Origin of the sequence: Rossellomorea oryzaecorticis (genome assembly GCF_038405515.1) — a bacterium.
GTDB classification, from domain to species: domain Bacteria; phylum Bacillota; class Bacilli; order Bacillales; family Bacillaceae_B; genus Rossellomorea; species Rossellomorea oryzaecorticis_A.
The window spans coordinates 1-14,538 of record NZ_JBBYAF010000031.1 but is presented as its reverse complement, the minus strand read 5'-3'; the positions used below and the strand labels follow the sequence as shown (position 1 = coordinate 14,538).

Annotated in this window: 16 protein-coding genes; 3 read left to right on the top strand and 13 right to left on the bottom strand. The window is 41.3% G+C overall.

Going from position 1 to position 14,538, the window contains the following annotated elements; all coding sequences use genetic code 11:
- Positions 1–177 precede the first annotated feature (177 nt).
- The 8 genes from AAEO50_RS14945 to AAEO50_RS14910 all read right to left on the bottom strand — a co-directional run bounded on the left by AAEO50_RS14945 (position 178) and on the right by AAEO50_RS14910 (position 7,193).
- A complete protein-coding gene (locus tag AAEO50_RS14945) occupies positions 178–402 on the bottom strand; it encodes a YozE family protein (RefSeq protein WP_341985091.1) in 225 nt (74 codons plus the stop codon).
- Positions 403–478: 76 nt separating this feature from the next.
- Positions 479–763, bottom strand: coding sequence for a YokU family protein (locus AAEO50_RS14940; protein ID WP_341985090.1), 285 nt, complete (start codon positions 761–763; stop codon positions 479–481).
- A complete protein-coding gene (gene ablA / locus AAEO50_RS14935; protein ID WP_425383205.1) occupies positions 753–2,168 on the bottom strand; it encodes a lysine 2,3-aminomutase in 1,416 nt (471 codons plus the stop codon). The genes AAEO50_RS14940 and ablA overlap by 11 nt, the downstream gene beginning before the upstream one ends.
- Positions 2,169–2,262: 94 nt before the next feature.
- The gene (gene ablB, locus AAEO50_RS14930) at positions 2,263–3,099 is read right to left on the bottom strand and encodes a putative beta-lysine N-acetyltransferase (RefSeq protein WP_341985088.1); all 837 of its coding nucleotides are present in this window, start codon (positions 3,097–3,099) and stop codon (positions 2,263–2,265) included.
- 146 nt (positions 3,100–3,245) lie between these two features.
- On the bottom strand, positions 3,246–4,535 hold the full coding sequence (locus tag AAEO50_RS14925; RefSeq protein ID WP_341985087.1) for a peptidase: 1,290 nt from the start codon (positions 4,533–4,535) through the stop codon (positions 3,246–3,248).
- Between the two features lie 3 nt (positions 4,536–4,538).
- Positions 4,539–5,201: a 3-oxoacid CoA-transferase subunit B gene (locus AAEO50_RS14920; protein ID WP_341985133.1), complete on the bottom strand. Its 663-nt coding sequence runs from the start codon at positions 5,199–5,201 to the stop codon at positions 4,539–4,541.
- The gene (locus tag AAEO50_RS14915) at positions 5,180–5,872 is read right to left on the bottom strand and encodes a CoA transferase subunit A (RefSeq protein ID WP_341985086.1); all 693 of its coding nucleotides are present in this window, start codon (positions 5,870–5,872) and stop codon (positions 5,180–5,182) included. The genes AAEO50_RS14920 and AAEO50_RS14915 overlap by 22 nt, the downstream gene beginning before the upstream one ends.
- The gene (locus tag AAEO50_RS14910; protein WP_341985085.1) at positions 5,853–7,193 is read right to left on the bottom strand and encodes an aspartate aminotransferase family protein; all 1,341 of its coding nucleotides are present in this window, start codon (positions 7,191–7,193) and stop codon (positions 5,853–5,855) included. The genes AAEO50_RS14915 and AAEO50_RS14910 overlap by 20 nt, the downstream gene beginning before the upstream one ends.
- 516 nt (positions 7,194–7,709) lie before the next feature.
- Between AAEO50_RS14910 and AAEO50_RS14905 the strand changes: the two genes are divergently transcribed.
- On the top strand, positions 7,710–9,509 hold the full coding sequence (locus tag AAEO50_RS14905; protein ID WP_341985084.1) for a HAMP domain-containing methyl-accepting chemotaxis protein: 1,800 nt from the start codon (positions 7,710–7,712) through the stop codon (positions 9,507–9,509).
- 66 nt (positions 9,510–9,575) lie between these two features.
- Here AAEO50_RS14905 and AAEO50_RS14900 read toward each other — a convergent pair whose 3' ends face one another.
- The gene (locus tag AAEO50_RS14900) at positions 9,576–9,731 is read right to left on the bottom strand and encodes a YjcZ family sporulation protein (protein WP_341985083.1); all 156 of its coding nucleotides are present in this window, start codon (positions 9,729–9,731) and stop codon (positions 9,576–9,578) included.
- A gap of 169 nt (positions 9,732–9,900) precedes the next feature.
- Here AAEO50_RS14900 and AAEO50_RS14895 point away from each other — a divergent pair, with 169 nt between their 5' ends.
- Complete coding sequence (locus AAEO50_RS14895; RefSeq protein WP_341985082.1) at positions 9,901–10,479, top strand: DUF502 domain-containing protein; 579 nt, start codon at positions 9,901–9,903, stop codon at positions 10,477–10,479.
- 59 nt (positions 10,480–10,538) lie between these two features.
- Here AAEO50_RS14895 and AAEO50_RS14890 read toward each other — a convergent pair whose 3' ends face one another.
- From AAEO50_RS14890 to rsgA, 4 genes are all read right to left on the bottom strand, one after another.
- The gene (locus AAEO50_RS14890; RefSeq protein WP_341985081.1) at positions 10,539–11,039 is read right to left on the bottom strand and encodes a PTS glucose transporter subunit IIA; all 501 of its coding nucleotides are present in this window, start codon (positions 11,037–11,039) and stop codon (positions 10,539–10,541) included.
- A 108-nt stretch (positions 11,040–11,147) separates the two neighbouring features.
- Entirely contained in the window at positions 11,148–11,576 is a 429-nt protein-coding gene (msrB, locus tag AAEO50_RS14885; protein WP_341985080.1) for a peptide-methionine (R)-S-oxide reductase MsrB, read from the bottom strand.
- Positions 11,563–12,117 carry a peptide-methionine (S)-S-oxide reductase MsrA gene (gene msrA / locus AAEO50_RS14880; protein WP_425383204.1) on the bottom strand — a complete coding sequence of 185 codons (555 nt, stop codon included), beginning with the start codon at positions 12,115–12,117 and terminating at the stop codon, positions 11,563–11,565. Before msrA ends, msrB begins: the two co-directional genes overlap by 14 nt.
- A gap of 133 nt (positions 12,118–12,250) precedes the next feature.
- Positions 12,251–13,291: a ribosome small subunit-dependent GTPase A gene (gene rsgA / locus AAEO50_RS14875; RefSeq protein ID WP_341985079.1), complete on the bottom strand. Its 1,041-nt coding sequence runs from the start codon at positions 13,289–13,291 to the stop codon at positions 12,251–12,253.
- Positions 13,292–13,635: 344 nt separating this feature from the next.
- On the opposite strand from rsgA, the gene AAEO50_RS14870 reads away from it, so the two are divergent.
- Positions 13,636–14,379 carry a DUF4397 domain-containing protein gene (locus AAEO50_RS14870; RefSeq protein ID WP_341985078.1) on the top strand — a complete coding sequence of 248 codons (744 nt, stop codon included), beginning with the start codon at positions 13,636–13,638 and terminating at the stop codon, positions 14,377–14,379.
- Positions 14,380–14,538: the final 159 nt, after the last annotated feature.

Genomic DNA, 14,538 nt, shown 5'->3' with positions numbered 1-14,538 from the left:
GAGCCTCTAGCCGCCGGAGCTGGACAGGTCACACCTGTCTCGTTTCTCCCGCAGGAGTCTTCGTCTTGCACTCCAATCAACAGCTGGAACCAATTAAAACATATTGAGTTTTAACATAGCCAAATAATAAAAAGACTGACTTCAGTTAAAATCTTTACTTCAGTCAGTCTTTTACGTTTACTCTTTTTCTTCTATTGAATACTGATCCCACGCCTGATCGAAGATGGACATGCTGTCTAAGTAGGAACCGTTCATTTCAAGGTATGAACTGATTTCATCGTACTTTTCGGATTGTTTCGGGAAGCTGTGATCATCGTAGGCTGCATTAGCAAACTTGGTTATATTATCTTTGGCTGTCGGCTGCCTGTATTTCATTAAATAATGATAAAATGATTTTCTCATCCAATCACCTATCCTTTACGAATTGTCTTTTATAAAGGATAGCGGATGGAGGAGAATCCGTAAAGGATACAAAATGTCAAAAGCGAAAATAATTTTTTTTAAGGAATCTCGGAATCTTGAGGAGATCTTCATAGGTAATCACATCTGAAAGCTTTTTGGTTTCGATTAACATTAATTGATCTTCAATTTCATTAATCACATATTCCTCCTGATATTCCATTCCACATGCACTGCATTTGATATCCGGGACATCTGCTATTGTAATGGCCCTCGTACCGTCCGGCAGTTCCCAATACACATTTCCTTTTCCTTCTTTTACGTCTGCTTCCCCGCACCATTCGCATCTATGCTTATTTTCCATCAACATAGTCTTCCTTTTTTTCTTTGTTCATTTTAGCGAGCATCGCTTTATGTTTTTTCTCTTTAAGCTGATCACGTTTGTCCCTGAAGTTCTTCAGTGAATGGTGGGATGGATCTTCTTCGTATTTTTTCCTCCGCTCTAATCTTTTTAATCCACTCGGTGTCAACGAAGCGTGGGTATCATTCATTAATCCGGCGATACCGATTGTTGTATCTTTAATCTCTTCATCATGATAGATTTCTTTAAAATAATCATCCGCTCTTCCAGGTACATATCCTTGCGGTTCAGGATACGTCGATATGACACCTTCAAAGTTGCGCACAACCACTTTAGAAGCACTTTGGGATATAAGGTAATTTGGCTGAAGCGAAATTTTACCTCCACCTCCTGGTGCATCCAATACGAACGTTGGTACTGCATAACCGGAAGTATGTCCCCGCAAGCCTTCCATGATCTCGAGACCCTTGGCCACCGGCGCCCTGAAATGTCCGATTCCTTCTGATAAATCACATTGATAAATATAGTAAGGACGCACCCGTATCTTGACAAGGTCATGCATCAGTTTTTTCATGATCGGGGTGCTGTCGTTGATCCCGGCTAAGATGACTGCCTGGTTCCCTACAGGTACTCCTGCATCTGCAAGCATTTCACAGGCTTTTTTTGATTCTTCCGTTATTTCGATCGACGTATTGAAATGTGTATTCAACCAAACAGGATGATATTTCTTAAGGATGCTGCAAAGATTTTCTGTGATACGCTGCGGAAACACAACAGGTGCTCTTGTACCGATCCTGATGATTTCCACATGTGGGATGTCTCTCAGATTCTTTAATATATACTCCAATACCTGATCGTTGATCAATAATCCATCTCCGCCTGATAATAATACATCCCTGACAACCGGCGTCTCACGAATATACTGAATCGCTGCATCCAACTGTTTTTTAGGGACGCCCATGCCTATCTGACCGGAGAATCGTCTTCTAGTACAGTAACGGCAATACATGGAGCATTGATTTGTAACAAGAAACAGAACACGATCAGGATATCTGTGAGTTAATCCTGGTACAGGAGAGTCCTCATCTTCATGTAATGGATCTTCTAAGTCATATTTGGTTTTATTGATTTCCTTCCCGATCGGTACTGATTGCATTCTGATGGGACACCGGGGATCATCTTCATTCATTAACCATGCATAATAAGGAGTAATATTTAAAGGAATTGTCTTTGTTGAAATCCTTACCCCCTCTTCCTCTTCGGGAGTAAGATTCATCACTTTTTTCAAGTCATCCAGTGTTCTTATCGTATTTGTCAATTGCCATAGCCAGTTATTCCATTGTTCGTCGGTGACGTCTTTCCAAAGCTCAATGTCTTTCCAGTGTCTTTTTGGTTTATATAGATTCATCCTCAATTTATCCACCATCTTTCTTAAAGTTTAACCCTAAGATCCATAGGATGACCGGCCTTTTCAATCAGCATTGTTTTATTCCCTTTTCCGTTTATTTGCCCATATCCTTTTCCCATATATTCATATCTTCCATTTTGTCGTAAATATAACAGTTGTTAGCGAGTCTTCCCCTGTACCGATAACCCCGTTGATGAAATACAGCATTCATTCCGTATGAAAGAGCTCTGGCAATGGTGTATGCACAAAATATTTGCCGTGACATTAATTCTTCCTCCAGCTTGGCAATCAGGTTCTTCATGTAACCTCCCTTCCTGTATTGAGGGAGGGTTGCGCAGTCTGTAAGTTCCGCATTTTTATATTGATAATCTATTTCTGCGGATGCAGCACTAATCACTTTACCGTTTTCCCGGATGCAAACAAAGATTGTCCCATTATTCATTGCATCTCTTATATAGTCTGGATCATGCATCGGGACGGGATAAAGCTGAAATACCTCTTTGTATAAATGGGCTAATTCTTCCGCAAGCTCAATTCCGGCCAACTGGATGACAGGTTCCACCTCCTTTATGGATGGGAATCCCCTAAGCTTTTGTACAGAAGAAAGAATCTCATCTTCATCACACCAATAATGGCTTGTACGGCGTTCTTCCTTCATGAATTTGGACATGAAATGGGCGCTGTCTCCATTAAAATAATGGTTGATCACAGCTTCGTGAACGTAGCCCTTTTCCAGCAGCGTTCTCACTTGATGCTCCCTTGCCTTGATGATAAGCTTTTCGTAATGAGCAGATTGAACTTCGGTGTCTAAATAAGGTAGTAAGGATGGTAGATTCCCGCGTACATCATCCACCCGAATCCTTTTGTTTACACGATCCCTGTAAATGGAAGCCGAGAGTTTTGATTGTTTAATCACTTCATAATTCTGCATAACAAGCACCCTTTTTTATCAACATATGAATGTGTTTAGAAGGATATGAAACAAACATCCTAAATAAAAGAACAACCAATCTTTGACCATGGTTGTTCCGGGTTCACTGGGCTTACTTTCCTGACATTCGCTATGAAGCTTTCAGATTACTTTTCACTATTACACCAATCAATGATAAATAGTGTAAGTATTTCTGCAGTTTGAAATATTCGTTTCAATTCAATGAACTCATTGGCATCATGTGCCACTTCCGTGATGCCTGGCCCGAATACTACCACAGGGATGCCCCCGCCTTGTGAAAGAATACCGCCATCAGTCCCCCAAGGTGAAGCCTCAATGACCGGATTTGACGTCATCACCTGTTTATAGGAGTTTTTTAATTGGCTCATGATAGGATGATCGGGTGATAAGTCGCCAGGCTGCCAGCGGCCGCCAAACCACTCGACTTCAACAGGATGTTCTTTAAACCAGGGATCTTCTTCACCAAGGCTTGCAAGACATTGTTCAAATTCTTGTTCAACATGCTCCATCGTCTCCCATGGTGCCACTCCCACCCTTCCCTCGATGACGGCAAGATCGGGTACAGAGGACGGCCACTTTCCACTTTCGACTTTCCCTATATTGATTGGCAAAGGAATGGGGACATTATCATATAAAGGATCCTTTACTCTCTTGTTTCTCTCATGCTCGAGGTTATTCAAGGCCGAAATGACAGTGCAGCCTTTTTCTATCGCATTGATGCCTTCGTATCTGGTACCGCCATGAGCAGCTTTTCCTTTAACTGCAATCCTGAACCACATCGAACCTTGCTGCTTGGGGAAAATCTTCATATTTGTCGGTTCGGGAATGATGGCGCCGTCTGCCTCATACCCCCTTAACAATGCTGCGAGAGTTCCTGTTCCACCGCTCTCTTCTTCTATTACACTCTGAAAGATGATGTCCCCTTTCAAAGGAATCTGAAGCTCCTTGATCACTTCTATCGCCAATAAAAGGGATGAAGTTCCCCCTTTCATATCGGTTGAACCCCTGCCATATAATTTCCCATCGATAACTTTGCCGCTATAAGGATCATACTCCCAGTCCGTTCTGTCTCCCTCAGGAACGACATCGATATGACCATTTAATATAAGGCTCTTACCGCCGCCTGTCCCCTTTAATAAAGCTGCCAGGTTGGGATTTCCTTTAAAGTCCGTACGATCACAGCGGTAAAAGGGATGTTCTTTCAATCCTTGTTCTTGTACTTCCCAAATATCAAGCTCCATCCCCAGCTCCCTGCATCTTTCGATAATAACCGCTTGTGCCTTGTATTCATTCCCTCTGGTGCTGTCTTCCTGAACCAATTTTTGCAGAAGTTCCACTGTGCTCCTTTTTTTTTCTTCTATCTTACTTTTTATGAGACGATGGACATCATTCAACTCGATTCCTCTCCTCCCCATTTCTTATTCGATATAATGCAAATCGGAACTTATTATATAATCAGCTTCCGTGGATTCTTTGATTTCCTCTAATGAAAACGGACGGAATACTTCAATTAATGTTAATTGACCGTTATTCACTGAGAACACTCCGCGATCTGTAATGATCATGGACACACATTGTTTTGCCGTCAGTGGCAGTGTACACTCTTTGACTAATTTACTATTAAGATATTTATCCAAGTGGGTCATCAACACGATCACTTTTTTCGCTTTAGAAGCAAGCTCGGTGGCACCTCCCATACCCGGCACCTTTTTACCCGGTATAATCCAGTTTGCCAGATCTCCTTTTTCGCTTACCTGTAAAGAACCAAGGATGGTTAAATCAATTTTCCCCCTGCGGATCATCGCGAAAGCGGCCGCGCTGTCTGTATAACTCCCTCCCTTAATCAATGAAACCGGGAATCCTCCTGCATTGCACAGGTTTTCATCCTCCGTACCATTCGGAGTGGCCGCCCCTATGCCCACAATTCCATTTTCCGAATGAAAAATAACCCCGTACCCAGATGGAAGATGATTGGGTACGAGTGAAGGGATTCCTATACCAAGATTGACGACCATCCCTTCCTTTACTTCCTGGGCAGCTCTCCTTGCCAGTCTGTTCTTTATTCCCATATCCATTTCCAGTCGACTCCTTCAGAAGGTACAATATGATCAACGAACACTCCGGAGGTCACCACTTCTTCAGGATCCAAGTCTCCTGCCTCCACAATTTCTTCCGCTTCTACAATTGTGATATCAGAAGCCATAGCCACCAACGGATTTGTATTTCTTGCACTTTTGTCATAAACCAGATTTCCAAATGGATCTGCTTTTTTGGCATAGACGATCCCTACTTCAGAAACAAGGGCCGACTCAAATAAATATGGATGTCCATCTATTTCAATAACTTTCTTCCCTTTGTTTAAATAAGGATCATCTATACCGATTTCAGAAAGGATGCCTTTCAAACCAACTCCTCCTGCCCTGATTCTTTCAGCCAGTATGCCTTGAGGGGAAAATTCCACTTCAAGCATTCCTTCACTCATTAACCTGCCGGCTATTGGATTTGATCCGATATGAGAGGCAATGACTTTTTTCACTCTGTTATCAGCGACCAACTGCCCAATGCCTATATGGGGAAAGCCGGTATCATTGCCGATAATCGTCAGATCTCTTATCCCCCAATCCAGGATGTTTTTAATGATCGTCGGGGGGGAGCCTACTCCGCCAAAACCGCCAAACATCAAGGTCATATTATGAAAGAACAGGGACCTTATCCTCTCATAACTGCTTATCTTATTTAGATGTCCAATCATCATGATCCTCCTTCCAGTTTTTTTCTAATGTTTGAAAGGTGGAACGTAACCTTTTATATACTTCATCCAGTTCCCTTTTTGTAATGTTCAATGGAGGTGCTATGATTATGGCTGAACCCTTCCTGCCGTCAATGCCTGCAGCCGCAGGGTATAAAAGAATTCCGTTATCGACACCTGCAGCCACGACAGCAGAAGTAAACGCCCCCCCTGTTTCTATGCCTTTCATGTCAAATTCCAATCCCAATAATAAGCCCTTTCCCCTTACTTCCTGCACAAAAGAAAATTCAGCCTTCAATTTATCCAATAAATTTCTTAAGTAGATGCTTTTACTTTCCACTCCCTCGATGATTTTTTCTGAATCGATGAGCTTCAGAACAGCCAGTGCGGCTGCGGATGAAAGAGGATTACCGCTATATGTGTGGCCGCTCATAATAATTCTTGTCCCATTTATAATAGGATCCATCACCTTATCGGACATGAGTGCTGCCGCTATTGGGGCATACCCCGCACTCATACCTTTACCTACCGCCACGATATCCGCTTCGATCCCCCATTGTTCAAGAGCTAAAAACGTTCCGGTTCTTCCACATCCAGTCATGACTTCATCAGAAATGAATAAAATGTTGTTTCGTCCGCAGATTTCTTTAATACGAGAATAATATTCTTTGGGAGGAGTGATGGCTCCGCCTGCCGCTCCGATTATCGGTTCTGATATGAACGCAGCGATATTTTCTGAACCTATTCTTCTTATCATGATTTCCAGCTGATCTGCACAAGCCAGATTACAGGAAGGATAAGTCTTGCCAAAAGGACATTTTGAGCAATACGGGGGTTCGACTGTCGGCCAATCCCCTATCACGGAATCGAAACGTTCCCTCCGGACAGGATGACCCGAAGCTGATAAAGCACCAAATGTTATTCCATGATAACTTAACCACCTCGACAGGATTCTTCTTTTGGCTGGTCGGCCTTTTTCCTGCCAATGCTGAAGAGCAATTTTGATCGCCGTTTCGACTGCTTCAGAGCCGCTGTTCACAAAGAAACTCCAGGGATACCCCGTCTTTTCATGCAGAAAAGCGGCTAAATCTTCTGCAGGCTGATTACTGAATTGTGAACGATATACAAACGCCACTTTGCTTCCCTGATCAACAATCGATTGAATGATTTCTTCCATACCATGTCCCAAATTAGCAGTGACGGCACCCGAACACGCATCTAGATATTCCTGGCCTTCCTTATCGTACAGATACACACCTTTACCATAGTCAATCATTGGGTAATGATCACCGATTAAAGGTTTAATTAAATGTGAATGAGGCATAATCTCCCCCCTAAAAACTCAATATCATTCTCACTTATCATCAACCTGTGTTTCACAATTGAAGGATCCCCTTTCTTACATTCATATGTTTAGAAACGGGAATCTTTCTTTGCATTTCAAAAAAACTGCTGAAACGGATCCAGTGATTTTACCGCAGCCAAACAAACACTACTAAAGACCTAACTCATACAGCAAGAACCATTGACCATACTCCGTTCAATGTTTGTGTTTGATGAGAGCAAGCAGTAAAGTATTTCTATCCCTGGTCTGCTTAAATCTTATAAACATTAATCTAACAGTATGAAACTATTTAACCTATTTAACCAAAAAAAACAAAAAACACGAACATAATATAAAAAATTACAACATTCGTTCGAATATATGAAAATATGATAAAATTCTAAAAAAATCGACACAAAGTCACCAAATTGACTAGATTAATCAGTATAATATAGGTAATATAATGGTAAGTTCATCCTTTGATGCTACTTTTTTCACGTCCAGGAGGGGGATGCAGTGATAAAGAAGAAATTAAAGTCACCAATCAAATTGCCAATAGCCAAGAAAAAGAAAACGAGCAGGGAAAAGAAGAAGAATAATCGTGGATACCTTACATATTTTCGTACGATCCGTGGAAAAGTTGTTCTTTCATTCGGTTTACTGACCATAGTCCTATTAATACTAGCCTCTACTTCATACTACAATATGATGAAGTTAGAAAGTGAAATTAAGACATTAATAGAATACGATATGCAGGTGGATACAAAGATAAAGGACTTATCTAAGGTACTAAATGACATTGAAATCGGTGAACAGGGATTTGTCATTACTGGTGCAACCGGCTTCTTAGCTCCATACGGGAATGGGAAAAATCAGGTTGAAAACCACTTTAAAGATTTAGAAATTCTGTTGAAAGATGACAGTGATCAGCTTGATAAGCTTGATAAGATCGAAAAGCAGTATCAATACTGGATCCAATTTGTTGATAGGGTCATTGAAACGAGGAAGGATGACGGGCTTGAAAAAGCCGCCACTCTCGTAGAATCAGGCACTGGTAAGAAATATCTCGACGGGATCCGCTCATATGTCGATATGATTGTAGTTGATCAGCAGAAGGATCTTAACGAGAGAATAGATTCATTGAATCAGCAAGTCATTTTGTCTAAGATCGTGACAATCAGTTTATCTGCATTTGCCGTACTATTGGCTGTATTCTTTGGCTTCATTCTTTCAAAGAACATTAAAACCAATGTCAGGAAGATCAGCCACTCCATCTTGGAAATCGCCAATGCGGGCGGTGATCTGACAAAACGAATAAAGGTTAAATCCAAAGATGAATTAGCAGGTCTGGCATCTGATACAAACCAGCTTATCGAAGGGATAGCCGTCCTTGTAAAAGAAGTTTCAGCAATGGCAGAAAATGTTTCAGCCAGCTCTCAGCAATTATTGGCTTCTGCCGAGGAAACATCGAGAACAATTAACTCCATCGCAGAAACTTCAAGTGAAATCGCTGCCGGTACCGATCAGACAACAATGAAAATGTCCAATTCATTTGACAGAATGAACAGCTTGGAAGAAGCTGCCCGTTTCCTATTCGATCAGGCTGAAATGGTGAAGCAAACGGCCAATGATATGAGGAGCGTAGCTGAAAAAGGCGGCAAGTCCGTACAAGCCTCTTCCACTAAAATGATGAATATAGAAGAAACCATGGCCAATACCAGTCAAACAGTCGAAGCTCTCGGAAAACGTTCTTCCCAGATCACTACGATCATCGGTACGATTACAGAAATTGCTGAACAGACCAATCTATTAGCGCTGAATGCGGCCATCGAGGCGGCTCGGGCAGGTGAACACGGCCGCGGTTTTGCCGTTGTTGCCGATGAAGTCAGGAAGCTTGCCGAGCAATCACAAAAGGCGGCAAAAGGTGTTACAGAAATCGTTCACAGCATTCAGGAAGAAGTGAATGTGATCATCAAACAAAACTCTGAGGGTGTGAAAGAAGTCATCGCCGGTGTTGAAATCACCAATGAAACAAATGCTTCTCTTGAAGATATTTTAAATCAGACGAATAAAACGACTGTCGTTGTGAATGAAATGGTTGATCATATTCAAGCAACACTCAACCTAAGTCAGGAAGTAGCCAGTTCTTTCGCCCAAGTAAACGAAATTGCGGCTGCTACTGCTGCAAATACAGAATCCACCGCAGCTGCCTCTGAGGAAGGTTCCGCTGCGATGGAAGAAGTCACGGCAAGCGCATCAGAACTTTCACAACAAGCAGAAAAATTAAAGGAGCTTGTATCAAGTTTTAAAATATAGACTCTGCTCCATTCAAAAAGGTGCCGAAGCATTTGCTTCGGCACCTTTTTATATTCCACCAAACATTTATTTACCGCAGTAACATACAGCTCCGATAATGATTAACAAAATAAACAACACGACAATCAACGCAAAATTATTGCCATAGGCAGCTCCAGCAACCGGATATCCATATCCCGGATGGCATTGAGTATAACTTGGTTCAACAGCACCTTTATACATACATATCTCTCCTCATTTTGTATTTACACTTCAATGTATGTCAATTGCCCGGCCACTGTTTGTGCATTTGCCCATTTTGCCCAAAAAACAAATCTTTTCACCACGCACTCTTTTTAATATACTGAAAATATGTATCTTGAAACTGGCAACTGAAGAGGAGAAATATAAGATGAAATGGTTCATTAAGTCATTATTAAATGGTGTAATAACAATTGTCCCAATTGCTTTGGTCATTTATGTTGTGTATAAAATGTTTGTCTTTCTCGATGGACTGCTCGGAAATGTAATGAAGCCTTATTTGAACGAACACTACATTCCGGGCGTCGGACTTCTGGCCACCATCGTCCTATTGACCCTGCTGGGATGGTTATCCACAAAGTTCATTACAGGTGCCGTAATCAGCCTGGTAGATGTACTGCTTAACAAGATTCCATTTGTAAAGACCATTTACTCAGTAATCAAAGACACCATCCATTCATTCATAGGTGAGAAGAAGTCCTTTTCGAAGGTTGCACTGGTAAAAATGCCAGGCACCAACATGAAATGTCTTGGATTTATTACTACTGAAAACTTGGGTGATCTGCATAATGATCTTGTCGCACATATTGCCGTATATATACCTCAAACTTTTCAGGTAGCAGGAATCACTTTTCTCATCCCTAAAGAGGATATCAAGATCCTTGATATAAAATCTGAGGAAGCGATGAAGTTCATTTTATCAGGAGGAATGGCTTCAAAAAAAGAATAGAAATGAAAAAAGAGTACCCTATCGCATTAAAGCGTTATGGATACTCTTTTTCTTCTTCTCTATTCGGCTGATATTTCCAATATTTCCTCTTTGCCTGCTGTTACCGAAACAGCATCTTTCTTAACCAATTCAGACATATTGTCCCCGTTGGTTAAAATGATTGGCGTAATCGTGCTTTTAGCTTTTTCTTTAACCAAATCCAAATCGAATGTGATAAGGGCATCCCCTTTACTTACTTTCGAACCTTCCGAAACGTGGGCTTCGAAGCCTTCTCCGTCCATTGACACTGTTTCGAGTCCGATATGAATTAAGATTTCCGCTCCATTCTTGGCTTTAATTCCTACAGCATGCTTTGTAGGGAAAAGCTGCATGATCTCACCATCTACCGGTGATACCACTTTTCCTTCAGTGGGTTCGATCGCGATTCCGTCGCCCATCATCTTTTGAGAAAACACCGGGTCCGGAACCTCATCCAACGATTTCACTGTTCCTGTCAGCGGTGCAGCTGCAAGTACTGTTTTAGGAGCTTCTTCTTTTTTACCAAATAGTTTTTTTAGCATAAGATCTTCACCTTCCTATATAAAGTATATACACATATGTACAAATGAATAAACATGGAGACTTTATTTTAGCACATATGTGAAATTTCTCACAACACAAACAATATATTAAAATAACTTTTTGAATGAACCGTATCCTTCCGCTTCTAGCTTATCGTAAGGGATGAATCGAAGGGCGGCTGAATTGATGCAGTAACGCAATTTTTCTGGTCCAGGCCCGTCATTAAACACATGTCCTAGATGAGAATCTCCATGCTTGCTCCTGACTTCAGTCCTGACCATGAAATGGCTGCGGTCCTCTTTTTCTTCTATTTCCCCTTTATCGATCGGCTTCGTGAAGCTCGGCCAGCCGCACCCGGCATCATATTTGTCTTTCGAACTGAAAAGAGGTTCTCCTGATACCACATCTACATATATACCGTCATTAAACTGATCCCAATACTCATTTCTAAAAGGAGGTTCTGTTCCATTATTCTGGGTTACTTCGTACTGGACAGGCGATAGTTTTTTCTTTAACTCTTCTTTATTGTTCATCATTCTCCCCCCATTTTTCTTTGATAAATGACGCTCTACCTGAACCGTGGCTATAGCGCTGGTAATGGACAGGATTCTTCTTGTAGTATTCCTGATGATATTCTTCTGCAGGATAAAATTCTTTGGCTGGCAGGATGGCTGTTACAATCGGTTTATTGAATTTCCCTGATTTTTCGAGATCCTGTTTTGAATGTTCTGCAAGTATCCTTTGTTTTTCATCATGATAGAAGATAGCCGTCTTATATGAATGTCCCCTGTCAAAAAACTGGCCTCCGGGGTCTGTAGGGTCAATCTGCTGCCAATACACTTCAAGTAATTCATCGTAAGGAAATACTTCTGGATCGTATACAATCTGGACTGCTTCATAATGTCCTGTCGTTTCTGAACAGACTTCCTGATAAGATGGGTTTGGTGTAGCGCCACCTGTATATCCTGAAGTAACACTTTCGATACCCGGCTGTTGATCAAACGGTTTCACCATACACCAAAAACAGCCTCCGGCAAATGTCGCTTTCTGAAAAGTGTGGTCATTCGACATCTTCATCAACCTTTCTTAGTGATATATAGACTTTTCCCTTTGTATGAGATTTTAACTCATAAACAGGAAAAATAAAATTAATGCAGTTCGAAAATAAAAAAGACTGACCCTGTACGGCTAAGGATCAATCTTTTTAACGTTATTTCAGTTTTCTTTGCTTTCCGATGTTTTTCCACTTTTTCCGTTCTAAGGATTCAAGTCTTTTGTTTCCTCTTCTTTCTGTATATGCGATTTCCTTTTGGAGCTTTTGGTATTGACTTAATCGATTATGGTCAAGTTCATCGGCAAGGATCGCTTCTTTAATTCTGCAGCCTGGTTCTTCATTATGAGAGCAATCATTGAATCTGCAGGACAAAGCAAGTTCTTCAATATCATTGAATTGAGTCGACAACCCTTCCTGCCCCTGCCACAGCTGGATCTCCCTCATCCCGGGTGTATCAATAATGGAAGCCCCATTTTCTAAAAGAAATAATTCTCTATGGGTCGTCGTATGTCTCCCCTTATCATCTGTTTCCCTGATTTCTTTCGTTTTCTGGACATCTGCATCAATGAGAAGATTTGTTAATGTCGACTTGCCAACCCCTGAGGAACCGACTAAAGCGACTGTTTTACCCATTTCTAAAAATGGGCTTAGTTCTTCGATTCCTTCTTTCGTAATAGAACTGATAGTGAGAACTTTCACACCATGCAAATTGCCTTCTACTTCTTTCCTTTTCTCGACTGCATCCATACAAGTGTCTGCTTTGGTCAAGATGACTACGGGATTTGCTCCACTTTCCCAGCAGAGCAATAAATAGCGTTCGATACGACTTATGTTCAATTCATCATTTAAAGAGGAAAGGATGAAGATCGTATCTATATTGGCAGCGATAATCTGTTCTTCAGCTTCCTGTCCTGCTTTTTTCCTTGAAAATTTACTGGTTCTCGGAAACACTTTTTCAATGATGATTCCTTCTTCACTAATCTGCACCCAGTCTCCTACGGCGGGTAAATCTTCTCTGCTTACGGTTTCAAAGCGTAACTTTCCGGATATTTTACACAATAGTTCTTCGGTTTGAGTCATAACCCTATAGGAACCCTTTTGCTCGGTCACGATTCTTCCAAGCTTATTTACTTCCATGGTTCCATTGCTTAAAGATTCAAGCTTGCTATTAAATAAACGTGTTCTGATTGTATTCAATGTTAATCCTCCCTAAAATAAAAAAATCCATTTGCGCTCTGCACGCCAACGGATTTTTATCTCTAGGGTATAAAGAGACCTCTAAAATGATTTTCCGAATAAAGCGGTTTGTTGACATGCAGAGACTATTTTTGATTTATACAACTCTTGGTTAACCATGCTCTTAAGTCTTTTCATATCACATCACCCGCTTTCAATAAGTTAAGTCTATTATCTCTTAAAGAATTCAATTACACAAGAAATATTTTCTATTTTTCAGAAGTATACATAAAAATAGGTATTTTCACCAATTATCCTCTCCTGCATATTCTATTGTGGCGAGAAAGATTAAAGGGGAGAACGAAATGAGGAACCAACAAGATTATTTAAATAAAGCGGCTTTATACGATTTATTGGCTGATTATTACAAGTACACCCACCCTTCCATGCATATCCATTATTATCAAAAACATCTGAAGTATATCAATTTTGCACTCAAGGCCCAGCAGAGGGAGATGAACCTTTCCAACCAGCCTTCCTATGTCAGAGTCCTTCACGCAGTACCTGACGCCCCAAGTGTTGATGTATATTTAAATGCAAATCGTGTATTAAGAGATGTTGCCTTTAAAGATATCAGTGACTACCTGACACTGCCGGCAGGCAAGTATCATATCGATATTTATCCTGCCGGAACCGGCGTCAACACCCTGATCAGCAAAAAGGTGAACATCGAACCAGGAAAAGTTTACACGCTTGCAGCTGTAGGTACTACAAAAAAACTCCAGCTGCTTCCATTCATTGATGAACCGGCTGTTCCAAGCGGAGAAGCAAAAATAAAGTTCATTCACCTTTCACCTGACGCCCCTGCAGTCGATATTGGAGTTAAAGGAGGAGACACCGTATTTTCTGACATCTCCTTCAAACAGGCATCAGAGTATTTAAATCTGACCCCCATGTCGGTTAACCTGGAGGCAAGAATCGCTGGAACAAAAAATAAGGTGCTGGATATACCCAATGTAAAACTGAATGCCAATCAAGCATATACGATTGTCGCTTTGGGGTTTGCTGACGGCGAACCGGAACTGGAAGCACTTCTTTTAAAAGGGTAAAAGAACTTGGGATAAAACTAAAAAACCACTGCCTTAAGACGAACATTTAAGTGTAGCCTCTAATCACCGCTATTGATTTCCGTGCAAGACTTCGCTTTCCGCGGGTAGCCCGTGAGCCTCCTCGTCGCGTTCGCTCCTGCGGGGTCTCACATAAGCTAC

Excerpts from the sequence above, each read along its gene's own strand:
- AAEO50_RS14945 (WP_341985091.1), bottom strand. The coding sequence starts at position 402 with ATGAGAAAATCATTTTATCATTATTTAATGAAATACAGGCAGCCGACA.
- AAEO50_RS14940 (WP_341985090.1), bottom strand. The coding sequence starts at position 763 with ATGGAAAATAAGCATAGATGCGAATGGTGCGGGGAAGCAGACGTAAAA.
- ablA (WP_425383205.1), bottom strand. The coding sequence starts at position 2,168 with ATGAATCTATATAAACCAAAAAGACACTGGAAAGACATTGAGCTTTGG.
- ablB (WP_341985088.1), bottom strand. The coding sequence starts at position 3,099 with ATGCAGAATTATGAAGTGATTAAACAATCAAAACTCTCGGCTTCCATT.
- AAEO50_RS14925 (WP_341985087.1), bottom strand. The coding sequence starts at position 4,535 with ATGGGGAGGAGAGGAATCGAGTTGAATGATGTCCATCGTCTCATAAAA.
- AAEO50_RS14915 (WP_341985086.1), bottom strand. The coding sequence starts at position 5,872 with ATGATTGGACATCTAAATAAGATAAGCAGTTATGAGAGGATAAGGTCC.
- AAEO50_RS14910 (WP_341985085.1), bottom strand. The coding sequence starts at position 7,193 with ATGCCTCATTCACATTTAATTAAACCTTTAATCGGTGATCATTACCCA.
- AAEO50_RS14900 (WP_341985083.1), bottom strand. The coding sequence starts at position 9,731 with ATGTATAAAGGTGCTGTTGAACCAAGTTATACTCAATGCCATCCGGGA.
- AAEO50_RS14895 (WP_341985082.1), top strand. The coding sequence starts at position 9,901 with ATGAAATGGTTCATTAAGTCATTATTAAATGGTGTAATAACAATTGTC.
- AAEO50_RS14890 (WP_341985081.1), bottom strand. The coding sequence starts at position 11,039 with ATGCTAAAAAAACTATTTGGTAAAAAAGAAGAAGCTCCTAAAACAGTA.
- msrB (WP_341985080.1), bottom strand. The coding sequence starts at position 11,576 with ATGATGAACAATAAAGAAGAGTTAAAGAAAAAACTATCGCCTGTCCAG.
- msrA (WP_425383204.1), bottom strand. The coding sequence starts at position 12,117 with ATGAAGATGTCGAATGACCACACTTTTCAGAAAGCGACATTTGCCGGA.
- AAEO50_RS14870 (WP_341985078.1), top strand. The coding sequence starts at position 13,636 with ATGAGGAACCAACAAGATTATTTAAATAAAGCGGCTTTATACGATTTA.